Annotated in this window: 20 protein-coding genes and 2 pseudogenes; 11 read left to right on the top strand and 11 right to left on the bottom strand. The window is 75.1% G+C overall.

Annotated features, from left to right (window positions below; translation table 11 throughout):
* The first annotated feature begins 668 nt into the window (after positions 1 to 668).
* The 5 genes and pseudogenes from ACVCAH_RS07905 to ACVCAH_RS07885 form a co-directional block, all read left to right on the top strand.
* Positions 669 to 1,237: pseudogene (locus ACVCAH_RS07905) on the top strand (IS607 family transposase).
* A 6-nt stretch (positions 1,238 to 1,243) separates the two neighbouring features.
* Entirely contained in the window at positions 1,244 to 1,540 is a 297-nt protein-coding gene (locus tag ACVCAH_RS07900) for a hypothetical protein (protein WP_447135386.1), read from the top strand.
* A gap of 5 nt (positions 1,541 to 1,545) precedes the next feature.
* Positions 1,546 to 2,925 (top strand): IS607 family element RNA-guided endonuclease TnpB, encoded by a 1,380-nt coding sequence (gene tnpB / locus ACVCAH_RS07895; RefSeq protein WP_447135604.1) that lies wholly within the window; start codon positions 1,546 to 1,548, stop codon positions 2,923 to 2,925.
* Positions 2,926 to 2,947: 22 nt separating this feature from the next.
* Positions 2,948 to 3,496: a DUF488 domain-containing protein gene (locus ACVCAH_RS07890; protein ID WP_447135385.1), complete on the top strand. Its 549-nt coding sequence runs from the start codon at positions 2,948 to 2,950 to the stop codon at positions 3,494 to 3,496.
* Positions 3,497 to 3,505: 9 nt separating this feature from the next.
* Positions 3,506 to 4,447, top strand: a pseudogene (locus tag ACVCAH_RS07885) (GlxA family transcriptional regulator); the annotation flags it as partial.
* Positions 4,448 to 4,480: 33 nt separating this feature from the next.
* Here the strand turns inward: ACVCAH_RS07885 and ACVCAH_RS07880 are convergent.
* From ACVCAH_RS07880 to bioB, 5 genes are all read right to left on the bottom strand, one after another.
* Positions 4,481 to 4,894 carry a universal stress protein gene (locus tag ACVCAH_RS07880; protein WP_447135384.1) on the bottom strand — a complete coding sequence of 138 codons (414 nt, stop codon included), beginning with the start codon at positions 4,892 to 4,894 and terminating at the stop codon, positions 4,481 to 4,483.
* Positions 4,895 to 4,906: 12 nt separating this feature from the next.
* Positions 4,907 to 6,136 (bottom strand): YbfB/YjiJ family MFS transporter, encoded by a 1,230-nt coding sequence (locus ACVCAH_RS07875; RefSeq protein ID WP_447135383.1) that lies wholly within the window; start codon positions 6,134 to 6,136, stop codon positions 4,907 to 4,909.
* 146 nt (positions 6,137 to 6,282) lie between these two features.
* The gene (locus ACVCAH_RS07870) at positions 6,283 to 6,807 is read right to left on the bottom strand and encodes a GNAT family N-acetyltransferase (RefSeq protein ID WP_447135382.1); all 525 of its coding nucleotides are present in this window, start codon (positions 6,805 to 6,807) and stop codon (positions 6,283 to 6,285) included.
* 61 nt (positions 6,808 to 6,868) lie between these two features.
* Positions 6,869 to 7,090 (bottom strand): biotin synthase auxiliary protein BsaP, encoded by a 222-nt coding sequence (gene bsaP / locus ACVCAH_RS07865; protein ID WP_447135381.1) that lies wholly within the window; start codon positions 7,088 to 7,090, stop codon positions 6,869 to 6,871.
* A gap of 10 nt (positions 7,091 to 7,100) precedes the next feature.
* The gene (gene bioB, locus ACVCAH_RS07860) at positions 7,101 to 8,096 is read right to left on the bottom strand and encodes a biotin synthase BioB (protein WP_447135380.1); all 996 of its coding nucleotides are present in this window, start codon (positions 8,094 to 8,096) and stop codon (positions 7,101 to 7,103) included.
* A 166-nt stretch (positions 8,097 to 8,262) separates the two neighbouring features.
* Here bioB and ACVCAH_RS07855 point away from each other — a divergent pair, with 166 nt between their 5' ends.
* Genes ACVCAH_RS07855 through ACVCAH_RS07840 form a run of 4 tightly spaced genes read left to right on the top strand, consistent with a single transcriptional unit; the run spans position 8,263 to position 12,508 of the window.
* Positions 8,263 to 9,399 (top strand): 8-amino-7-oxononanoate synthase, encoded by a 1,137-nt coding sequence (locus tag ACVCAH_RS07855; protein WP_447135379.1) that lies wholly within the window; start codon positions 8,263 to 8,265, stop codon positions 9,397 to 9,399.
* Entirely contained in the window at positions 9,396 to 10,124 is a 729-nt protein-coding gene (bioD, locus tag ACVCAH_RS07850) for a dethiobiotin synthase (RefSeq protein WP_447135378.1), read from the top strand. The genes ACVCAH_RS07855 and bioD overlap by 4 nt, the downstream gene beginning before the upstream one ends.
* A gap of 60 nt (positions 10,125 to 10,184) precedes the next feature.
* Positions 10,185 to 11,828: a sensor histidine kinase gene (locus ACVCAH_RS07845; RefSeq protein WP_447135603.1), complete on the top strand. Its 1,644-nt coding sequence runs from the start codon at positions 10,185 to 10,187 to the stop codon at positions 11,826 to 11,828.
* Positions 11,825 to 12,508 (top strand): response regulator, encoded by a 684-nt coding sequence (locus ACVCAH_RS07840; RefSeq protein ID WP_447135377.1) that lies wholly within the window; start codon positions 11,825 to 11,827, stop codon positions 12,506 to 12,508. Before ACVCAH_RS07845 ends, ACVCAH_RS07840 begins: the two co-directional genes overlap by 4 nt.
* Before the next feature lie 19 nt (positions 12,509 to 12,527).
* Here the strand turns inward: ACVCAH_RS07840 and ACVCAH_RS07835 are convergent, their stop codons facing one another.
* The 3 genes from ACVCAH_RS07835 to ACVCAH_RS07825 form a co-directional block, all read right to left on the bottom strand.
* Positions 12,528 to 13,280 carry an ABC transporter permease subunit gene (locus tag ACVCAH_RS07835; protein ID WP_447135376.1) on the bottom strand — a complete coding sequence of 251 codons (753 nt, stop codon included), beginning with the start codon at positions 13,278 to 13,280 and terminating at the stop codon, positions 12,528 to 12,530.
* On the bottom strand, positions 13,277 to 14,209 hold the full coding sequence (locus tag ACVCAH_RS07830; RefSeq protein WP_447135375.1) for an ATP-binding cassette domain-containing protein: 933 nt from the start codon (positions 14,207 to 14,209) through the stop codon (positions 13,277 to 13,279). The genes ACVCAH_RS07835 and ACVCAH_RS07830 overlap by 4 nt, the downstream gene beginning before the upstream one ends.
* Positions 14,210 to 14,278: 69 nt before the next feature.
* Positions 14,279 to 15,523 (bottom strand): MFS transporter, encoded by a 1,245-nt coding sequence (locus tag ACVCAH_RS07825; protein WP_447135374.1) that lies wholly within the window; start codon positions 15,521 to 15,523, stop codon positions 14,279 to 14,281.
* Positions 15,524 to 15,595: 72 nt separating this feature from the next.
* Here ACVCAH_RS07825 and ACVCAH_RS07820 point away from each other — a divergent pair, with 72 nt between their 5' ends.
* The gene (locus tag ACVCAH_RS07820; RefSeq protein WP_447135373.1) at positions 15,596 to 16,468 is read left to right on the top strand and encodes a LysR family transcriptional regulator; all 873 of its coding nucleotides are present in this window, start codon (positions 15,596 to 15,598) and stop codon (positions 16,466 to 16,468) included.
* 54 nt (positions 16,469 to 16,522) lie between these two features.
* On the opposite strand, the gene ACVCAH_RS07815 is transcribed toward ACVCAH_RS07820, so the two are convergent.
* Positions 16,523 to 17,686, bottom strand: a complete 1,164-nt coding sequence (locus ACVCAH_RS07815; RefSeq protein WP_447135372.1) for a cytochrome P450 — start codon at positions 17,684 to 17,686, stop codon at positions 16,523 to 16,525.
* Between the two features lie 9 nt (positions 17,687 to 17,695).
* Positions 17,696 to 18,364 carry a class I SAM-dependent methyltransferase gene (locus ACVCAH_RS07810; RefSeq protein WP_447135371.1) on the bottom strand — a complete coding sequence of 223 codons (669 nt, stop codon included), beginning with the start codon at positions 18,362 to 18,364 and terminating at the stop codon, positions 17,696 to 17,698.
* Positions 18,365 to 18,544: 180 nt separating this feature from the next.
* Here ACVCAH_RS07810 and ACVCAH_RS07805 point away from each other — a divergent pair, with 180 nt between their 5' ends.
* Entirely contained in the window at positions 18,545 to 19,345 is an 801-nt protein-coding gene (locus tag ACVCAH_RS07805) for a hypothetical protein (RefSeq protein WP_447135602.1), read from the top strand.
* Positions 19,346 to 19,398: 53 nt separating this feature from the next.
* On the opposite strand, the gene ACVCAH_RS07800 is transcribed toward ACVCAH_RS07805, so the two are convergent.
* Positions 19,399 to 22,329: a M36 family metallopeptidase gene (locus ACVCAH_RS07800; protein WP_447135370.1), complete on the bottom strand. Its 2,931-nt coding sequence runs from the start codon at positions 22,327 to 22,329 to the stop codon at positions 19,399 to 19,401.
* Positions 22,330 to 22,486: the final 157 nt, after the last annotated feature.

Genomic DNA, 22,486 nt, shown 5'->3' with positions numbered 1-22,486 from the left:
GGTGATCGGTCTGACCTGCGCGGACGTGCCACCGGAAGCCACCGGTTCGGCAAAATTCATCACTCTCCGCAGGCGTGTCGGTGTAACGGGAATGACCGCCCGGACGCTACGGTCTCTTCGCTCGCTCGGCTGACCACCGCCGGAGTCGAGATCTTGGGCACCTTCCGTTCACGGCGAAAGGTAACTGTCCATGATCTACAGCGGCACTGCTCGAGCACGGTGCCGAATTCCTCGGGCAGCACCCGCCGCTGCTGGCAGCCGGCTGCCAGTAACGCCTGCGCCTGACGCACCCCCGTCGCCCAGCCGGCCACGTCGATCAGCGCGGGCGGTGGTCGTATGGGGCGGGCGGGCCAGCTGCACATGCTCGTCGGGCAGCAGGGAGGTCCGGTGCACGACCACCGCCGCCATGTCGATCGGCAGCCGGCGCAACGGTGGTACGGGCTGCGCGTCGCGCCGTCGGCACCAGCACGTGCAGCAGTTCCCGCCGGTGCCCGCGGATGCGTGCCTCTGCGGCCGCTGTCGCGCCGGCTCGCACCATCCGCCGACTCTGCTCCGCTGGCCACGAACCTGCGATCAGATCGCGGATCGTCACCGTTCGCGGCGAACGGTGACTGCCACGATTCCGGGCTGTCAACAAATGTCTATTGATGATGTTTTATGATGTGTGAGTGAACTTGAAGCAGTGGGCGGAGCGCGAAGGCGTGCACCACGTCACCGCGTACCGGTGGTTCCGGGAAGGCCGGCTACCGTCCCCGCTCGCAAAGTTGGACGGCTGATCCTGGTGGAGGTGCCGGGCTCGACGGAGCCCGCAGCGGAGTCGGTCGTTGTGTATGCGCAGGTGTCGTCGGCGGACCAGCGCGCCGACCTGGACCGTCAGGTTGCCCGGGTGACAGGGTGGGCCACTGGCCAAGGGCTGGTGGTGTCGCGGGTGGTGACTGAGGTCGGCTCCGCACTCAATGGGCACGCGAGGAAGTTCCTCGCCCTGTTGCGTGAGGCGTCGGTCACCACCATCGTGGTGGAACACCGCGACAGGTTCGCTCGCTTCGGCGCCGAGTATGTCGAGGCGGCGCTGGCCGCGCAGGGGCGGCGCCTTCTGGTCGTCGACCCCGCGGAGGTTGACGACGACTTGGCGCGGGATGTAACCGAGATTTTGACCAGTCTTTGCGCCCGCCTGTATGGGCGTCGTGCGGCGGTGAGCCGTGTCCGCCGTGCAGTTGAGGCCGTCACAAGCGGGTGAGCGCTGATGGTTGTACGGAAGGTCGTGGTGGGGTGCAATGGCTGCGCGAGGACACAGACGCTCAGGCCGTCCAAGATTGAGCCGTGTGACGGCTACTACTGCATACCCGAGCACGGGCCGAAGGATGACCGGCCTCCAGGGCTGGTACGTGAGCTGATCATCAACGCCGCCGGCGGATTTTGGGGTTGGCGTGACGTCGTGCCGACCCAGGAGGACATGGACGCGATCGCTCGTGCTCGGGCGATCATGGCTCTCGGCCAGGCCAAGCAGATCGTTGACGAGGCCGTGAGTGGTGTCGCGTGAAAGTGATGCAGGCGTATCGCTTCGCTCTGGACCTGACCCCCGGTCAGGAACGGGACCTGGCCCGTCACGCCGGTGCGGCAAGGAAGGCTCACAACTGGGCCCTGGACCGTGTGAAGGCGGTAATGGCGCAGCGGGCCGCCGAACGTACCTACGGCATCGGCGATGATCAGCTCACCCCGGCCGTTGGTTGGACGCTACCGGCGCTACGCCGTGAGTGGAACCAAGCCAAGGACGAGGTGGCGCCGTGGTGGCGGGAGTGCTCGAAGGAGGCGTACAACACCGGCCTGGACGGGCTTGCCCGCGCGTTGAGGAACTGGTCCGACTCCCGCTGCGGCAAACGGGCCGGTAGGTCGGTCGGTTTCCCGCGGCGTAAGTCGAAGCGCCGAACGACCCCGTCCGTGCGGTTCACCACCGGGGTCATCCGCGTGGAGCCCGACCGCAAGCATGTGACCCTGCCCCGGTTGGGTCGGCTCAAGCTGCACGAGTCGGCCCGTAAGCTGGCCCGCCGGCTCGAGGCCGGCACCGCCCGGATCCTGTCCGCCACGGTGCGGCGCGAGGCGGGCCGCTGGCATGTGGCGTTCACCTGCGAAGTTGAACGATCAGAGCGTAAGCCGAGCAGACCGGCGGGGGTGGTCGGTGTCGACGTCGGCATCCACCATCTGGCGGTGCTGTCCACCGGCGATGTCGAACCCAATCCCCGCCACCTGGATGCTGCCCAGCGAAGACTTCGCCGCATCGGGCGCGCCCTGGCCCGCAAGCGCGGCCCCTACGACCCGGCCACCCGCACCCCCATGACCGCCTCCCGGCGATGGGAGCGGACATCGAAGCGGCTGTCCCGACACCATGCCCGGGTGGCGAACCTGCGCCGCGACGGACTGCACAAGCTCACCAGTCGGCTAGCTGACGAGTACGGCACCGTCGTGGTCGAGGACCTCAATGTGGCCGGGATGGTGCGCAACCGCCGCGTGGCCCGAGTCATCAGCGACGCCGGGTTCGGCGAGATCCGCCGACAGCTCGGCTACAAGACCGTCTGGAATGGCGGCCAGCTCGCGGTCGCTGACCGTTGGTATCCATCCTCCAAGACCTGTTCGGGCTGCGGTGCGGTGAAACCCAAACTGCCGCTGCGGATCCGGACCTTCACCTGCCAGGCGTGCGACCTGGTCCTGGATCGGGACCTCAACGCCGCACGCAACCTCGCTCAGCTAGTGGTCGCCGGGAGTGGCTCGGAGACCGTAAACGGACGTGGAGCCGACCGCGAGACCCGCCCCGGCGGGCCGGTGGCTGTGAAGCGTCTACCCGGCACCGCCTGGGCGGGCCAGACCGGGACCACCCATCACCAGGTTGACCAACGTCCCTGGGCAGTACAGCTAGCCAGCGCTTTATGAAAGGCAACGGCAGGATGCGGTGGTGGAGCGCGTGGTGACTGTCGGGCACGGGCCGGCCGACCGGGCGCGGCTGGCGGAGCTGCTGACCGGGGCGGGGATCGAGCTGGTCGTCGACGTGCGGCGGTTTCCCGCCAGCCGCGCCAACCCCGACGTCCGTCGGGAGGAACTGGCACGCTGGCTGCCGCCGGCCGGGGTCGACTACCGCTGGGAGCCGCGCCTCGGCGGACGGCGGCACACCCCGGCCGGCACGCCGGAGCCGGACACCTGGTGGACCGTGGCGGCGTTCCGGGCGTACGCGGCGTACACCCGTACCCCCGACTTCCGGGCGGCGCTCGACGCGGTGCTCGCCGACGCGGCGGCCCGGACCACGGCGGTGATGTGCAGCGAGAGCGTCTGGTGGCGGTGCCACCGGCGGTTGATCGCCGACGTCGCGGTGCTCGGCCACGATGTGCCGGTGAACCACCTGATGCCGGACGGCCGGCTCGCCGCGCACCGGCCGGCCGCCGGCGCCCGCCGGGACCGCGACCACGATCTCGTCTGGGACGGCTCGGAGACCTCGGCGGCTGACTAGGGTCGAGCCGTGACAGCTCCCGACCGGCGCCACACCGTGGTCTTCGTCGTCTACGACGGGGTGCGGCTGCTCGACGTCACCGGGCCGCTGGAGGTGCTCACCGTCGCCAACGAGCACGGCGGGGCGTACCACCCGGTGCTGGCCTCGCCGGACGGCCGGGACGTGGTGAGCAGCGCCGGCGCCCGCCTCGGCGCCGATCTGGCGCTGCCCGACGTCGCCGCGCCGGTGGGCACGCTGGTCGTGCCGGGGGCGCCGGACTGGCAGGCGGCCGCCGCTGACCAGCCCCTGCTGGACCAGATCCGCCGGCTCGCCGCCGGGTCGGACCGGACCGCCTCGGTCTGTGCCGGGGCGTTCGCTCTCGCGGCCGCCGGTCTGCTCGACGGCCGCCGGGTGACCACACACTGGGACCTCGCCGGCGACCTCGCGGCGCACTTCCCGGCGGTCACCGTCGACGCCGACCCGATCTTCATCACCGACGGTCGGGTCATCACCTCGGCCGGGATCAGCGCCGGCATCGACCTGACCCTGGCGTTGGTCGAGGCGGACCTCGGCCCGGAGACCGCCCGGGCGGTCTCCCGCCACCTGGTGGTCTTCATGCAGCGCCCCGGTGGCCAGTCCCAGTTCAGCGTCCGCACCAGCGCCGCGGCCACCCGCGAGGAGACGTTGCGCCGGGTGCTCGACGCCGTTGCCGCCGACCCGGCCGCCAGCCACGACCTGTCGTCGATGGCCGCGCTCGCCGGGGTGAGCGTCCGGCACCTGAGCCGGCTCTTCCGCACCGAACTCGGCACCACCGCCGCCGCGTACGTCGAGCGGATCCGGGTGGAAGCCGCTCGGGCGATGCTCGAGAGCGGAGGGGACACCCTCGACGTGGTCGCCCGCCGCACCGGCTTCGGGTCACCGGAGACGATGCGGCGGGCGTTCGTGCGGGACCTGGGGGTGACGCCGGGTGCCTACCGGGAGCGGTTCCGCACCACCGGCATCGGCTCAGCGCACCAGCAGCAGCGCCACGTCGGCGCGCCGGCCGACGAGGTCGCTGACGTTGGGTTCCAGCAACCGGGCCAGCCCGGCACGGTGATGCGGGCCGAGGATGATCAGGTTCGCGCCCTGGGCGTGGGCGGCGTCCAGGATCAGCGCGGGCACGTCGGTGTCGAGCCCGTCGACGACCGCGCTCGTGGCCGCGACGCCGGAAGCGCGTAGCCGGTCCACCGCCCCGGCCACCCGCTCGCGGCCCAGCGTGTCGTCCTCGAGGTCGACGACCTGGTCGTAGACCGCCTCGGACTCGTCGACGTGCACGACGTGCACGGTGGCGCCGAATGCGGTCGCGAGTGCGGTCGCCGCGTCCAGGACCCGCTCGGAGACGGGGGTCGCATCCACTGCGGCCAGGATGTGTCGATACATGGTGTCGTCCTTTCAGCAGGCGCCGCTCGGCGCCGGTCGGGGGGTTTCCGGAAGGTGTGCCGGGTGGTCCGCGCGCTGGCGCAGCACTACCAGGGCGGCGGCGGCGAGCAGCCCGACCGACAGCCACAGCCCGACGGCGACACCGCCGGAGTCGGAGAGCGCACCGGAGAGCAGCGGGCCGATCGCCTGGCCCACCGAGAAGGCCACGGTGAGCAGCGCGATGCCGGCGGTCCAGCCGGCCGGTGGCAGGGCCCGGCGGGCCAGCACCGTCGCCGCCGTCGGACCGGCCATGAACGAGCTGCCGAAGACGGCCGCCGAGACCAGGGCCGCGGGCAGGCCGGCCGGTAGCAGCAGCAGCGGCAGGACGCCCAGCAGCACGAGCAGGGAGACCAGTGCCGGCGCCCGGCCACCCGGCAGCCGGCCGATCACCCGGCCCCAGACGGTGAGCGTGGCGAGCACCGAGGCCAGGCCGAGGACCACGAAGAAGGTAGCGGTGCCGGTGGTGCCCAGCCCCTGCTCCCGGAGCAGCGCGATCACGAAGGTCATGTAGCTGACGTAGCCGGCGCCGAACAGGACGTACCAGGCGAAGGTCGGCGCGAGCCGGGCCAGTGCCGCCCGGGGCAGACGGGTGGTGGGCGTCTCGGTGGCCGGCGGCACCCGCCGGACGGCCATCAGCGCCGGGCCGACCGCGAGCACCGCCATCGCCCCGAGCACCAGCCAGCCCGCCCGCCAGCCGGCGTCGCCGGCGCCGGCGAGCACCGCCGGCACGAGGACCCCGGAGAGCACCACGCCGACGCCGACCCCGGCCATGTAGAGGGCGACGAGCAGGGCCGCCCGCCGCTGCCCGGCGCCGTGGGCGATCCGGGCGGCCAGCGCGGAGCCGAGGACGAAGGCGACGGCCGTGGCGACGCCACCGACGAACCGCAGCAGGCTCAGCGCCGGGTAGTTCGCGGTGAACCCGGTCAGCAGCAGGACGAGCGCGCTCACCGCCAGGGTGCCGAGGAAGGCCGCCCGGTCACCGAACCGCCGGGCCCAGAACACCGCTGTCCCGGCGCCGATCACGTAGCCGGCGGCGTTCGCCGTGTTCAATCCGCCGGCCTGGGCGTACGTCCAGTGCAGGTCGCCGCCCATCGCCGGCAGCAACAGGGCGTACGCGAACCGGGTGAAGCCGAGCGCGACGACCGGCCCGGCCGCCAGACCGAGCGCGATCAGCGGGTCACGCCATCGCAGGGATCGGGACATGGGTTGGTTCCTCCTTGGTCGGCGGGCTCGTTGACCCGCTGATCAGGTGGAACCGGGGGGAGCCGGTGGCCGATGGCCGGCCGGACGGACAGGTGACCCTCGGATCGGGACATGGGACGGGCTGCCCGGAACGTGCCGGACTGGGGTCAGTCGACCAGTTCGTCGGCGAGTAGGTCCATCAGCAGGCCGTCGTGCCAGCGCCCGTCCTCGCCGCGCTCGTAGCGGCGCAGCACCCCGACCGGGCGGAATCCGACCTTGGCGTACGCGCGGACGGCCGCCGTGTTCGCCGCCGCCGGGTCGATGGTGAACCGGTGGTGGCCGTGCGCGTCGATCAGGTGCCGGACCAGGGTGCGGATCGCGTCCCCGCCGAGCCCACCGCCCCGCACCGCCGGGTCGAGGAAGATGTCGATGCTGGCGTGCCGGTAGTCCGGGTCGTCCTCGGCGTACCACTGGATGGCGCCGACCACCCGGCCGCCGTGCTCCACCGCGTACACCGCCAGGTCGTCGTCGGCGAGGTCGGCGCGGACGGCCGCGGCCAGGTCGTCGCCGCCGCGCCACCAGCGGCGCACCTGCGGGGTGGCCCGGATCGCCGCGAGCGCCGGCACGTCCGCCGCGGTGGCCGGCCGCAGCGTCACCGCCCGCCCGCGCAGTTCCCCGGTCACCGGCGCCATCGGGCCCGGCGCAGCGGGCACGGCCCGCCGGCGACGAGGGAAGCGGGCGCCACCGGGGGCCTCAGCCGCGGATCTCGCCGTGCTCGACGCAGACCGCCGACCAGCCCACCGGCAGCACCTGCACCTTCATCCGGCGGCGGCAGCGCGCGCAGAACCGGGGCGGCTCCAGGGCGCGCGCCGCCGCGCAGGCGTCGTGCGGTCCGGCCGCCGCGGAATCGCCGCAGCGGTCGCACCAGGCCGGTGCCGTGCCACCGGTCACCGCCAGCCCCGCAGCGTCCGTCACCGTCAACCCCTCACAGCGTCGCGGAGAGCGCCTTGACCGGCATCTTCAGGTCGTCGAGCAGCGCCAGGTCCTCGGTGGCCGGCCGGCCCAGGGTGGTCAGGTAGTTGCCGACGATCACCGCGTTGATGCCGCCGAGCAGACCGTCGCGGGTGCCCAGGTCGCCCAGGGTGATCTCCCGGCCGCCCGCGTACCGGAGGATGGTGCGCGGCATGGCCAGCCGGAACGCGGCGATGGCCCGCAGCGCGTCCTTGCCCTCGACCACCGGCCGGTCGCCCAGCGGGGTGCCCGGCCGCGGGTTGAGGAAGTTCAGGGGCACCTCGTGCGGGTCCAGCTCGGCGAGCTGCGCGGCGAACTCGGCGCGCTGCTCCACCGTCTCGCCCAGGCCCAGGATGCCGCCGCAGCACACTTCCATGCCGGATTCGCGGACCATCCGCAGCGTTTCCCAGCGCTCCTCCCACGAGTGCGTGGTGACCACGTTCGGGAAGTAGGAGCGGCAGGTCTCCAGGTTGTGGTTGTAGCGGTGCACGCCCATGTCGACCAGCTCGTCGACCTGCTCCTGGGTGAGCATGCCGAGCGAGGCGGCGACCTGGATGTCGACCTCGGCCTTGATCGCGGCGACGCCCTCGCGCATCTGCTTCATCAGCCGGGCGTCCGGGCCGCGCACGGCGGCCACGATGCAGAATTCGGTGGCCCCGGTCGCCGCGGTCTGCTTCGCCGCCTCGACCAGCGACGGGATGTCCAGCCAGACCGAGCGCACCGGCGAGGTGAACAGGCCGGACTGGGAGCAGAAGTGGCAGTCCTCCGGGCAGCCGCCGGTCTTCAGCGAGACGATCCCCTCGACCTCCACCTCCGGGCCGCACCAGCGCATCCGCACGTCGTGGGCGAGCTGGAGGGCGGCGGGCAGGTGCTCGTCGGGCAGGTTCAGCACGGCGAGGACACCGGCCTCGTCGAGGCCGACGCCGTTCTCCAGCACCTGCGTACGGGCCTGGTCGAGGATCTCTGGCATGGCTCGTACCCTACAAGGCCCCCGGTCGGGAGAAATGGCCGCGCGGCCGGGGCGTGACCGGGCCGATGGCGCCCGGGGTGGACGCGCCGGGCCGCGGGTCACGGATGGTAATTTCGCCCGGCGGCCGTGCTCCGACGGCGGCCGCGACCGGCGGTGTGGGGGTGACGTGGCGGACTGGCTGGCAGCGCTGCACCGCCGTGCCGAGTTGCGGGCGAAGGCGGGGCTGACCCGCCGGCTGCGGCCCCGGGCGGCCGACGACGCCGTGGTCGACCTGGCCGGCAACGACTACCTCGGCCTGGCGACGCACCCCGAGGTCACCGCCGCGGCCGGGCGGGCGCTGGCGGCGTACGGGCTGGGGGCCACCGGGTCACGGCTGGTGCGCGGGTCCACCGACGCCCACCACGCGCTGGAGGACTCCCTCGCCGACTGGCTCGGCACCGACCGGGCCCTGGTCTTCTCCTCCGGCTACCTGGCCAACCTCGGCGCGGTCCGGGCGCTCGTGCAACCCCGTACGCTGCTCGTCTCCGACGCCCACAACCACGCGTCCCTGATCGACGGCTGCCGGATCTCCGGCGCGGAGACCGTGGTGACCCCGCACAACGACGTCGCCGCGGTGGCCGCGGCGCTGGCCGCCGCGCCCGGCCGACCGGCGGTGGTGGTCACCGAGTCGGTCTTCTCCGTCGACGGTGACCTCGCCCCGCTGGCCCGGCTGCACGCGGTCGCCCGCCGGCACGGTGCGCTGCTGCTGGTCGACGACGCGCACGCGCTCGGGGTGATCGGCCCGGCCGGGGCCGGCGGCGTGGCCGCCGCCGGGCTCCGCGGGGAGCCGGACGTGGTGGTCACCGCCACCCTGTCCAAGGCCCTCGGCGGCGCCGGCGGGGTGGTCGCCGGCCCGGCCGAGTTCGTCCGGCACCTGGTGGAGACCGGGCGCACCTTCATCTTCGACACCGCGCTGCCCCCGGCGGTCGCCGCCGGCGTGCACGCCGCCGTCACGCGGGCCCGGTCGGGCGACGGGCTGCGCGCCGAGATCGCCGAGCGGGCCGCGCTCGCGGTGCGCCGGCTGCGCGCCGCCGGGCTGCACGTCTCCGCCCCGGACGCGGCGGTCGTCTCGGTGACCGCCCCCGGCCCGGAGGCCGCCACCGCCTGGGCGGCCGACTGCCGTGACCGCGGCGTCGCGGTCGGTTGCTTCCGCCCGCCGTCCACCCCGGACAGCCGCTCCCGGCTGCGGCTCACCATCGGCGCCGGGGTGCCCCGGGCGGACTTCGAGCGGGCCCTGGAGGTCGTCGTGGAGTGTGCGCCATGACCCAGCCGTGGCGGGGGCCGGTGCTGGTCACCGGCACCGACACCGAGGTCGGCAAGACCGTGGTCACCGCGGCGATCGCCGCCGCCGCGCAGGCGGCCGGGCTGCGGGTCGCGGTGGTCAAGCCCGGCCAGACCGGTACGGCCACCGGCGAGCCCGGCGACGTCGACCAGGTGACCCGGCTGGCCGCCCCGCTGACCGGCCGGACCCTGGCCAGCTTCCCCGACCCGCTCGCCCCGCTGGCCGCGGCCCGGGTGGCCGAGCTGGAGCCGCTGGAGCTCTACACCGCCGTCGACGCGGTCCGCGAGGAGGCCGACAAGCACGACCTGGTGCTGGTCGAGGGCGCCGGCGGGCTGCTGGTGCCGATGGGGCTGCGCCCGTCGGGCGAGCCGTGGACGGTGGCCGACCTGGCCGTCTCGTTGGGCGCCCCGGCGGTGGTGGTGGCCCGGGCCGGCCTGGGCACGCTCAACCACACCGCGCTCACCCTGGAGGCGCTGGACCGCCGGGCGGTGCCGGCCGGGGTGGTCATCGGCGCCTGGCCCGCCGAGCCGGAGCTGGTGCACTGGGCCAACCTCACCGACCTGGTGCCGAACCTGCTCGGCGCGGTGCCGGCCGGCGCCGGCGCGATGGACCCGGGGGTGTTCCGGCGGTCCGCGTCCGGCTGGCTCACCCCGGCGCTCTACGGGGTGCTCGACGACTGGCGGGCCTGGGCCGAGGAGATCAGCTGAACACCTGACTTTCGTCTGTGTCCGGGCAGGTCCGGCGTGGGTAGCCTGGCCGCCGTGCGGATGTGGGGGCAGGGCCGGTGGCCGGGCGCCGGGGCGCCGGCGGACGCCCGGCGGCGGCGGATCGTCGCGGACGTGCTGCTCTGGGCCGTGGTCGCGACGCCGGTCGGCTACGCCGGGGTCACGCCGCCGTACCACCGCTACGGCGTGGCGACGTTGGTCGGGTCGCTGCTGCTGCTCGGCACGGCGGTCGCGGCCGGCCGGCGGGCGCCGCTGGCCGCGCTGGTGCTGGTGGTGCTCGGCTCGCTGCTGGACGGCAACTTCGTCTTCGCCATCCCGGTCTTCAGCTACCTGGTCGGTCGACGCAGCGCCACCGCCGGCCCCGCCGCCGTGGTCTTCGCCCTGATCGCGGCGGGCGGCACCGCGCTGAACCTGGGGCTGCTCGGCACCGGGGCGGCGACCTGGTTCCTGCTCGCCTCGGTGCTGCTCTTCGCCGGGGTGTTCCCCTGGCTGGTCGGCCGGTACCGGCGGCAGCAGCACGAGCTGACCGAGGCCGGCCACCGGCACGCCGACGCGCTGGCCCGGGAGGAGCGCGGCGCCGCCGAGCGGATCCGGCTGCGCGAACGGGCCCGCATCGCCCAGGAGATGCACGACTCGCTGGGCCACGACCTCAGCCTGATCGCCCTTCGCGCGGCCGCCCTGGAGGTCGCGGCGGACCTCGACCCGCGGCACCGGGCCGCCGCCGGGGAGCTGCGGGCCAGCGTCGCCACCGCCACCGAACGGCTGCACGAGATCATCGGGCTGCTCCGGGAGGACGGCGGCGCGAGCACCACCCGGCCGGCCGGGGAGAGCGTCGCGGACCTGGTCGACGGCGCCCGGGAGGCGGGCATGGCGGTCCGGCTGGCGGCGACGCCGGACACGGCCGAGCTGCCGGCGCGGGTCGGGCACACCGCACACCGGGTGGTCCGAGAGGCGCTGACCAACGCGGCCCGGTACGCCCCGGGCGCCGCGGTCGAGGTGCGCCTCGCCCGGGCCGGCGACCGGGTCGAGGTGGCCGTGGTCAACGCGCCACCGCCGGCCGGCCCGCTGCCCGGCCCACCGTCACACGGCAGCGGGCTGCTCGCGCTGGCCGAGCGGGTACGCCTGGCCGGCGGATCCCTCGACGCCGGACCGCTGGCCGACGGCGGCTTCGCCGTGCGCGTCCGGCTGCCGGTCACCGGTCCGCCGCCGGCCGACCCGACCGGGCCGGCGGACGAGCCGGCGCCGGCGCACCCGGGCTCGGCGGACCCGGCGCCCGGGTCGGCAGGTCGCGGAGCCGCGCTCCCGCCCGATGGCGACCGGCCCGGCCGGACCGAGCGGCCGGCCGAGGCGGAGCGGCGGCTGCGCGACGCCCGCCGACGGGTCCGGCGCAGCCTGTTGGCGGCCCTCGGGGCGCCGGCCGGCCTCGCCCTGGTGCTCTCCCTCGTCTACTACCCGGTGGCGACCGCCGGGACGGTCCTGGACCGGGCCACCTTCGACGCGATGCGGGTCGGCACGGCCCGGGCGGACCTGACCGGGCTGCCCCGCCGGCAGCTCGACCGACCCGCCGGGACCGACCCGGCCGGGTGCGAGTACTACACCGACGGGAACTTCCCGTTGGCCCAGCCGACCTGGCGGCTCTGCTTCGCCGACGGCCGGCTGGTCAGCAAGGAGCGGATCGACCAATGAGCACCGACACCACCGGGACCGAGCCGGTCCGGATCGTCCTCGCCGACGACGAGGCGATGATCCGGGCCGGCGTCCGGGCCATCCTCGCCGCGGACCCGGGCATCGAGGTGGTCGCCGAGGCCGGTGACGGCCGGGCGGCGGTGGAGCTGGTCCGGGCGCACCGGCCCCGGGTGGCGCTGCTGGACATCCGGATGCCGAAGCTGGACGGGCTCAGCGCCGCCGCCGAGATCCGCCGGCTGGTCCCGCAGACGGCCACGGTCATGCTCACCACCTTCGGCGAGGACGACCACGTCGCCCGGGCGCTCGGCCACGGGGCGAGCGGCTTCCTGCTCAAGGCCGGGGACCCGCGCGAGCTGATCGCCGGGGTGCGGGCGGTCGCCGACGGCGGGGCGTACCTGTCCCCGCGGGTGGCCCGCCGGGTGATCGAGCTGGGCGGTGGGCGGCTGGCCCGGCGGCCGGCCGCCCGGGACCGGCTGGCCGGGCTCACCGACCGGGAGCGGGAGGTGCTGGCGCTGGTCGGGGCGGGGCTGTCCAACGCCGAGATCGCCCGCCGGCTGCACCTGGTGGAGGGGACCGTGAAGAGCTACCTGACCAGCATCTTCACCCGGCTGGAGGTGCGTAACCGGGTGCAGGCGGCGATCCTCGCGTACGAGGCGGGGCTGGTCGAGCCGGCCGGCTGACCCGCCCCGCCCGCGCACGTCAGGCGTCCCGGCGGCGCAGCGCGACCCGGCCCAGGGCGAGCGCGGCGGCCGCCCAGCCGGTGAGCAGCAGCAGCCCGACGGCCGCCGGGTAGGGGTCGCCGTCGCCGGCCAGGAAGTGCGCCCCGGCCACCCCCGGGAAGGCGTCGGCGATCCGGTTGAGCACCGTGATGTCCGGTTCCTGCAACGACAGCGGCACGATCATCAGGGTGGCGACCAGCACGGTCAGCGTGAGCACCGCGCTGCGCAGCGCCGCGGCCAGGCCGAGCGCCAGCACGCCGACCAGCGCCAGGTAGGTGGCCACCGCCGCGACGTCGGCGAGGGTGTCCGCCGCCGGCGCGGTGCCCCAGCGGCCCAGCACCGGCCCGGCCACCGCCACCCCGACCGCGCCCAGCAGCAGACCGAGCGCGAAGGTCACCGCCCCGGTCACCGCGGCCTTCGCCAGCAGCACCCGGCCGCGCGACGGCGCGCACTGCAGGGTGGTCCGGATGGTGCCGCTGGTGAACTCGCTGGTGATCACGAGCAGACCGAGCGCCAGCACGGCGTACTGGGTGAGCTCGACCGAGCCGATCACGATGCTGCCGACGGTCACCACGCCGGCGTCGTCGGCCGGGTCGTCGTTGGTGTTCGCGTTGGCGGCGTAGATGGCGAGCTGGCCGGCGGTCGCGGCGGTGACCAGCACCCCGGCCAACATCGTCCACCAGGTGGAACGAACCGACCACAACTTGGTCCATTCGGCGGCGATCGTGCTCATCGGTCGGTACCTCCGGTCGGGGTGCCGGCGTACTCGACGCTGCCGGCGGTCAGTTCCATGAAGGCCTGCTCCAGCGAGGCCCCGTGCGGGCTCAGCTCGTGCAGCCGGACCCCCAGCTCGTACGCCAGGTCGCCGATCCGGTCCGCGCTGGCGCCGGTGACGGTCAGCTCGTCCGGGCCGGCCGGCTCGACGGTGGCCCCGGTGGCGGTGAGCCGCTCGGCGAGCGCGGCCAGGCCGGCCGGTTGCGGGCTGCGTACCCGCACCGCCACCGCGCTGCCCGCGATCACCTCGTCGATCGGGGCGTCGGCGAGCAGCCGACCCCGGCCGATCACCACCAGCCGGTCCGCGGTGAGCTGCATCTCGCTCATCAGGTGGCTGGAGACGAAGACCGTCCGGCCCTCGTCGGCCAGCGAGCGCATCAGCTGCCGGACCCAGCGCACCCCGTCCGGGTCGAGGCCGTTGACCGGCTCGTCGAACATCAGCACCGGCGGGTCGCCGAGCAGGGCGCCGGCGATGCCGAGCCGCTGCGCCATGCCGAGCGAGAGGGTCCGGCCCGGCTTGGCGGCGGCGCGGGCGTCCAGCCCGACGGTGCCGAGCACCTCGTCCACCCGGCGGGTGGGCAGGCCGTTGCTGCGGGCCATGGCCAGCAGGTGGGCCCGGCCGGACCGGGCCGGGTGGATGGCCCGGGCGTCCAGCAGCGCGCCGACCTCGCGCAGCGGTCGCCGCAGCTCGCGGTAGGCCCGGCCGTTCACCAGGGCCCGCCCGGCCGTCGGCCGGTCCAGACCGAGGACCATCCGCATGGTGGTGGACTTGCCGGCCCCGTTCGGGCCGAGGAACCCGGTGACCCGCCCGGGCGCGACGTCGACGGTCAGGTCGTCGACCGCGGTGGTGGCCCCGAACCGTTTGGTCAACCCACGTAATGTGATCATGCGCCGACGCTAGGTGGGCGGCGCGGCCCGCCGCCGCGCCCGAACGGCACCGGCCGCCCCCCACTTTCGTCAGGTACGTGCTGCCACCCGGTCACGGTCGGCCCGGGCGGGGGCCGGCGCCGCGGGGCGCCGGTGACGGCGTATCGGGATCAGCCAGGGCCCGGCGAGGAGCGCGACGGCGATCTGCGCGGCACCGGCGACCACCAGCGTCGGGCCCGCGCCGGCTAGGCCGATCACCGCCCCGCCGGCGAGCAGTCCGACCGACACCGCCCCGTCGTGCACCAGGCTCTCCGCGGCGAACGCGGCCCGCCGTTCCGGGCCGCCGGTGCGGGTGCTGATCAGCCGGTTCAGCGCGCCGATGCCGAGCGGCATGGCCAGGCCGCCGGCGGCGGCCAGGGCGCCGACCAGCGCGTACGACGAGGTGACGGCGGGCAGGGCGGCGAAGGCCGCGCCGAGCACGACCCAGCCGGTGGCCATCGTGCCCAGCGCCGGCAGCCGCGGTACGAGCACCGGTGCGAGGAGCGCGCCGGCGAGCGAGCCCACGCCGTAACCGGTCATCCCGACCGAGATGAGCAGCCCGGGCCGGCCGGTCTCGGCGCCCAGGATGGCGAGCCCGAGGGTGAAGGCGAACCAGGCGAGGCCACCGACCCCGGACATGGTCACCGCGCGGCGGATCTCCGGGTGCCGGGCGAGCACATGCCGGAGGGCCGGCGCGTCGCTCGTCCCGCCGGTGGTGCCGATTGCGGCGCCGCGCACGGTCAGCAGCGCGGCGGCGCCGAGGCCGACGCCCGCCGCCTCCGCCCAGAGCAGCTGGTACGGGCCACCGACGGCGATCGCCCAGCCGGCCAGCGGCGGCGCGAGGATCATCGTGGCGCGGTGCGCGAAGTCCTGCCAGGCGAGCATCCGGGCGGCGACGCCGGGCCCGAGCCGGTCACAGATGTCGGCGAGCAGCGCCCGTTGGCCCGGCCCGCTGAGCGTCGCGGCGACGCCGTTGACCAGCCCGGCGGTGACCAGCTGGAGCGGGCCGACCGTGCCGAGTGCGGCGCCGACCGGGACGACCAGCAGGCCGAGCACCTGGACGGCGAGCACACCGGCGAGCGCGCGACCGGTGGTCAGCCGCTGCCGCAGGCCACGCGCCCACCAGGCCGAGGTGAGCATGGGCAGCCCGACCGCCCCGCCGACCAGACCGGTGGTCCATGCGGACCCGGTCTCGGCGAGCGCGACCAGGGGGAGCGCGACGGCCGTGGTGCGCTGCCCCAGCCAGGTGAGGAACGTCGTGGTCAGCATGGCGGCGATGTCGCGTCGGAAGGTCACGGACAGATCCTCGAATCCGGCCGGAGCGCCGGCTAGCTGGTACTTCGTCCCGGCAGCTCATAACCTCGGGATATGACCTCGGTGCCCTCGGTTGAGGATCTGCGACTGGTCGAGGCACTCGTGCGGCACGGCTCGCTCGGTGCGGCCGGGCGGGAACTGCTGATCAGCCAGCCGGCCGCGAGCAACCGGCTGGCGGCGCTGGAGCGGCGGATCGGCGAACGGCTCTTCGACCGGGACACCACCGGGGCCCGGCCGACGCCGGCCGGCCGGGCGCTGGCCGCGGAGGCGGCGCACGTCCTCGGGCACCTCGAGGCGATCTTCGACCGGACCCGGGCGGCGGCGCGGGCGGGCGCCCTCACCGTCGGCACCTTCGGCAGCCTCGCCCCGTGGCTGTTCCCCGCGTTGCAGGAACTGCTGGGTGAGGCGACGGTGCACCAGGTCGCCGACCACGGCGACCGGTTGGTCGAGTGGGTCGGCGAGGGGTCGCTGGACGCGGCCTTCGTCGCGATCGCCAACCAGATGCGGTTGCCCGGCACGGTGACCGCGCTGCCCCTGGCGTACGACCGGCTGGCCCTCCTCGCCCCGCCGGACCTGGAGCCCGGCACCGGCCGCCGGCCGTTCGCCGGGGTCGAGGTGGTCGTCTACACCTACGACATGTCCACCGACACGCTGCACCGGCGGCTCTCGGAGTTGGGCGCCCGACCGCGCCCGGCTGCCACCGCCGAGACGGCGGTGCGGATGGGCCGACTGCTGCGGGCCCCGGTCGTCCTGCCCCGTGGGCTGGGCGTCGCCTACGCCGAGCCGGCGGAGCGGGTGCTGCCCGTGCCGGTGCCGGGTCGGCTCACCCTCTTCCTGGTCACCCGCCGTCCCATGCCCCCCGGGCTGGCGGCGGTGGTGGCCGGGCTGCCCGCCCGCCTCGGTCTCGAGCCGGCGCCGGAGCGGTGAGGCATCGCCCGCCCGTTCAGCGCGGCGGCTGACGGATGGCACTGGCCCGGCCCGTCAGTCGCGGCGGATGACGAAGGCGTCGGGCATCCGGAAGGTGAGGTTGTCCGGGCACCACGGCGGCCGGACCACCGTCGCGCCCGCCAGCAGCGGGGCCGCCTCGGTGACCACCACCGCCGCCTCCATCCGGGCCAACTGGTCGCCGACGCAGCGGTGCGCGCCCGCCCCGAAGGCCAGGTGCCGGCGGGACCCGCGCTGGCCGGGCCGGAACTCGCCGGGCGCGTCCACGGTGGCCGGGTCCCGGCCGGCGCGGGCCAGCCAGAGCACGATGCTGGTGCCCGCCGGCACCGCCGTCCCGCCCAGCGTGGTGTCCGTCGCGGCCACCCGGCGCCAGGTGACGATCGGCGGCTCCAGCCGCAGCCCCTCCTCGACCACGTCGGCGACCGGCACGGCGCCGGAGCGCAGGGCGGCCAGCACGGCCGGCTCGCCGGCCAGCCGGTGCAGCAGCAGGGTGAGGAACTGTGAGGTGGTCTCCTGGCCGGCGACCAGCAGGAAGAAGAGCGCGCCCACCACCTGGTCGGGCGGGTGCCCGACGGCCCGCAGGTCGGCGGCGAGCCCGCCACCGGTGGCGGCGAACTCCCGCAGCACCCGGTGGAACCGGCCCACCTCGGTGGCGAGGGCCAGCTGCCGGTCGGCGTCCAGCGGCGCCCAGAACAGCTCCAGCGCGGCGCGGGCGAACTCCTTCACCGCGCCGACCGGCGCGTCGGGCAGCTCCATCAGCCGGGCCAGCACCAGCAGCGGCAGGTCGGCGGCGAGCCGGGCGTAGAGGTCCACCGGTTCGCCGGCGTTCAACTCGGCGGCGAGCGCGCCGACCCGCTCCCGGACCAGCCCGGTCAACCAGGGCCGCTGGGCGGCGACCCGGGTCGGGTGCAGCGCGTCGGCGACGATCGCCCGGATCCCCGGATGGCTGGCGGTGGAGTTGTTGGCCAGCGTCGGCGGCAGCCGGAACCGGTGCCCGGCGAGCACCCGCAGCGCGGCCACCGGCATCGGGGTCACCGCGTCCAGGGCGTTGTCCGGCCGGTACGTCCCGGGGTCGGTGAGCACCCGGCGGACCAACGCGTGCCGGGTCACCACCAGGTGTTCGACGCCGGTGTGGTCGGCCACCCGGGCCACGTCGGGCCAGGGTGCGTCGACGGCCTGCGCCCAGCTGCGGAACAGCACGCCGACACGTTAGTCGGCGGCCCTCGGCCGGCCGGGCCGCAACTGCCACACCGTGGTGCGCTTCACCCGGACGCTCTCCAGCGCCTCCGGCACCGGCACGTCGTACCGGGCCACCTCGTCGAAGCGGTCGCGGGGCAGGAACGCCCGGCCCGGGTCGCCGACCAGCACCCGCGCCCCGGAGCGGGCGGCCCGCAGCAGGAAGCGCAGCATCCGGTTGGCCATCGCCTCGCTGTAGAAGACGTCCCCGGCGAGCACCACCTCGGCGTCCCCTGCGTCACCGTCCAGGACGTCGCCGAGTTCGGCGGCCACGCGTACCCCGTTGGCCTCGGCGTTGAGCGCGACCGCCGCGACGGCCAGCTCGTCGACCTCGACGGCGCGGACGGCGGCGGCGCCGGCCCGGGCCGCGGCGATCGCCACCAGGCCGGAGCCGGCGGCCAGGTCGAGCACCCGGCGCCCGGCGACCACCTCCGGATGGTCGGTGACGTACCGGGCCAACCCCTGCCCGCCGGCCCAGGCGAAGGCCCAGAACGGCGGCGGCTGCGCGCTGCGGAACTCGCCCTCGGTCAGTTCCCAGAGCCCGATCGGCTCGTCCGCCTGGTGCAGCCGCACCTCGGGGACGAAGGCGACCGGCGCGAGGCGGGCGTGCAGTCGGACGAAGGCGGCGGGAAGCTCGGACACCGGGTGATTCTCCCGTGGCCCGCTCCGGGCGTGTCGCGGGGGAGGGGTGACCGGTTCACCACGCTCGGTGATAACCACCCCCGCGCTTGGCGATCGGCGCGAACACACCCGTCTGGTCCCTGGCCCGGCGGGCTCCTAGCGTTGCCGGGTGGAGGCGACCGGGAGGGCGGAACGGTGACGATGCGACGGTACGCGCTACGGGCCGGGGTGGTGCTGGCCTGCCTGGGCGGGATGGCGCTCGGCCCGGCCGCGCCCGCGCGGGCGGCTTTCGCCACCGAGTTGAGTGGCCTGCCGGACGAGTTCACCGCCGGCGACCGGGTGGAGACTGTCTCGGCGGTGGTCTCCCGCACCGACCCTGGGCGCTGCGTCAAGGTGCGCTGGTCGATGGTGCTCAGCGTGCGCGGGATCCGGCTGGACCAGGTGAAGGTGGACCGGGTCGAGGAGACCGGCTCGTTCCCGCTGGAGATCCGTACCGAGGGGGACGTGGCCCGGCTGACCGACCGGCAGCTGGACCCGGGCACGCTCTGCCCGAACCGGACGGTGACCGCCCGTTACCGGCTCGCCTTCGCCGAGGACGTCGCCCGGGGGCGGGTCACCCTGGCGGCCGAGGCGTACGACGCGAACCTGCGCCTGCTGGCCCGGCAGACGGCGACCCGGTCGGTGGTGGGACCGGAGGCCACGGCCACCCCGGCGCCGGAGAGCAGCCAGCCGGCGCGGCCCAGCGAGCCGGCCGAGGAGAGCGAGGAGGCCGAGCCGACCGAGGAGCCGGTGGCCGAGGTGCCCCCGGCCGCCGGTCGACCGGTCGCACAGGCCGGCGAGTTCGGGATGGCGCAGGCCGCCTTCCTGCTCGGCGGGCTGCTGCTCTTCCTCGGCGTCGGGCTGCTGCTGCGGCTGCGGCACCTGACCCGGACCGCCGGCGGGGACGGCGAACCGGGGCCGGTGGACCGGTGGGAGCGGCCCGCCGGTCCGCGGCGGTGGTGACCGGAAGATAGGCCCGGGGCCGGCCGGCATACGTCGGCCGGCCCCGGGACCCGTCACTGCGAGAACGCCTGGAACTCGGCGATCCGCACCTGGGTGCGCGCCGGGCTGGCGGTCGCGCAGTCGGTGGTCGTGGCCGGATCGTCGTCCTGCTCACCGGCGTAGTTCGGGCCGCCGGTGCACTGGCTGGCCAGCACCTCCAGTCGCAGGTGGGTGGCGAGCGTGGTGGGCACCGGGAACTCGCGCAGGTTGATGTCCCGCACGTACGCCCGGTACGCCCCGCCCGGGAACGCGTCCGCCGCGCTGGTGTAGATCCGCTGCCAGTTCGCCGGATCCGCGCAGTCGGTGGTCTTCGCGTTGCACGCCGAGACCGCGAACGACCGCAGCGCGCTGAGCGCGTTCTGGCTGCCCGGGTCGGCGTCGTCGGTGATCGCCGGGCGCAGCATGGCGCTGACGTTGACCCGCTTCACCACCTGCGGCGCGTCCCCGGGCAGCGCCACGGTGACCTGCCGCCCGGCCACCCCGTCCAGGGAAGCCCAGTTGGTCGCCTCGGTGTCGTCGGCGATCCGGTCCAGGTTGACCCCGTCCCCGGTGACCGTCGCGCCGGACGCGATGGACGCCAGGTTGCGGCTCATCCGCAGGTCGACGTACCCCTCCTGGCCAGCCTTGGCGACCACGGTCAGTCGCTGGTGGCCGAAGCCGGGCGCGACGGCGAGCAGTTGGTAGCTGCCGGGCACCAGCTCGACGGTGTCCGGCAGCGCGGTGGCCGGGTCGGTGTCGGCCACCGGCACCGCCCGCGCCTCGTACGCCCCGACGTACACCCGGATCGGCGCGTCGGCGCTGTCGCCCTTCGGCCGGAGGGTGAGCAGCGCGTTGTCGGCGTTCGGCGCGGCGAAGCTCGGCGTCGGGTCGGTGTCGGAGGCGCCGTCGGTGGCCGCGTCCCGACCCATCCCGGAGCGGGCGAACTCGGCCCAGATCAGGTCCTGGTTGGCGCCGCCGAAGCGGAGCAGGTCGGCGGTGAGCATGTTGTCCCGCATGTCGAGCATGCTCACCTGGCTGGCGGCCTGCAGCAGGAACGAGTCGAAGACCAGCTGCGACCAGCGCCGGTTGCCCGGGCACTGCTCGACCGGCACCACGCCGCGCGCGCAGTCCAGTTGCCGCTGCGGCGTGCCGACGCCGTACCGCTTCAGCAGGGCGGCGCGGACCCGGAAGTTGGTCGCGCTCCAGATCTCGCCGTCCGCGTGCACCGCCGGGCCGCCGGTGTTGTAGCCGACGTCGGAGTAGTTCAGCGGGCTGCGGCTGAAGTCGTGGTTGCGGATGCCGCTGACCAGGTTGCCGGTGACGTACCCGCCGGTGATGTACGGCGTCTCGCCCGGAGCGCGCAGCCCGTGCTGGAACAGGTACTCCGCGGCGAGCAGGTCGCTCCACGACTCACCCATCGAACCGCCCTGGTGCCCGCCGATGCCGCTGTTCGGGCCGGCGATCATGCGGTTGGTAATGGCGTGGGTGTACTCGTGCCCGATCACCGTCATGTCGTAGTCGCCGTCGACGCAGGGCGGGTACGGCCCGCCGGCCTGCGGCTGCCACAGGTACATGTTGGTGGTCGGTGGCAGGCCGTCGCGCGGCGTGCCCTGGTTGGCGTTGTTCCGGTTGCCGCTCAGCGCGCCCTGCTGGGCGCGGCCCTGCTCGGCGTCCCCGCCCAGGCCGTCCGGGGTCAGGTTGACCGCCTGGAGGTTCCAGGTCGCCTCGGTGAAGCCGAGGTGCCAGGCCCAGTCGTGCATCCGGTTGTGCATGGCGAAGAGGTTGCTGATCGCCGCGTCGTCGTCGTTGCGCTGGGCGGAGGTGAACACCTCGGGGTTGCACCGGGCCTGGTGCCACTGGTCGGTGAACGGGTACTCGTAACGGCGCTCCGGGCTCGGCGTGGCCGGGACGACCGGAGTGCCGGCGCCCCAGGAGCGCACCGTGTTGGCCGAGTTGCCGCGCGAGGTGCCGGTCGGCGTGCCGGTGGCCGCGTCGACGTCCCACGGCTGCCCGGTGGCCGGGTCGCGGAAGGCCGCCTGGCACTCCGGCGCCGGGTCGCCGCACCAGCGCACCCGCGGGTCCACCCCGGGGCCGAGGTCGCGGGGCGGGGTGGCGGGGAAGACCGCCCAGCTCGGGTTGTCGGAGTCGTAGTCGACCAGGTCCTCGCGGACCAGCACCTGGCCGGTGATCCCGTCGACGTAGCTGGTGTACGCCGTCGGGTGGTCGGTGTCGGCGCCGATCAGGGTCACCTCGTACGCGTCCCGGGCCCCGTCCAGCGGGGTGGGCACGGCGACCCGCTGCACGCTGTGGCTGCGTACCCCGGCCGCGTCCAGGCCGGCGTCGGCGAGCGCGGCCGCGTACGCCTGCTCCCGGGTGAGGGTGGCCGGCGCCGGGGCCGCGGCGTCGCGGGCCAGCGAGGAGCTCACCGACAGCACCGTGCCGTCGGCGACGGCGAGGGTGACCAGGCCGTCGTGCCCGGCCGGCAGGTCGCCGAAGCGCTGCCGCAGGGTGACCACCGCGCCGGTGCCGATCGGGCGGACCAGCACCCGGTCCATCGCGGCCACCTCGGCGGCGTCGAGGCCGAAGAGGTCCTGGTTGCCGGTCAGGTAGGCGCGGGCGGCCGCCTCCGGGTCGGCCGGCAGGCCGGTGGCGAGCGGGGCGCGGCCGGGGCCGAGCGCGTGCGGGGTGCCGAGCCGGTTCCACCGCACGTCCGGGTCGGCCTTGCGGGCCAGCCCGCGCTGGCGGGCGTCCGGGGCGGCGGTGCCGGCGCGGTTGTCGACGTCGGCGTGCTGATGGCCCTCGGCGAACGGGCCGGAGCGCCGTTCCGTGGTGGCGCCGCCGCCGGTGGGCGCGGCGGCGCCGGGGCCGGCGGGAAGCAGGGCGGCGACCACCGCGGTCGCCGCCAGAACGGGGATGAGCCGGCGTCGGCGCCGGCTCATCCAGGGTGTCCACTCCGGTTGTGGCACGGGTCCTCCTCGTGGGAGCGGGATGGCCGGCCCTTCGCCGACCGGTGCAGCGCGGTGAAGCATGCGCATCTGTGGATACCAGCCGGTCGCGGTGGGGACAAGGTCCGCCACTGTCCGTTTTCGCGGTCAGCCTCTTTACAAAAGGACAGGTCTTGTA

The organism is Micromonospora sp. LZ34 (assembly GCF_052981855.1).
Note: the sequence above shows the minus strand (reverse complement) of the source record. Positions and strands in the feature narration are given on the sequence as shown.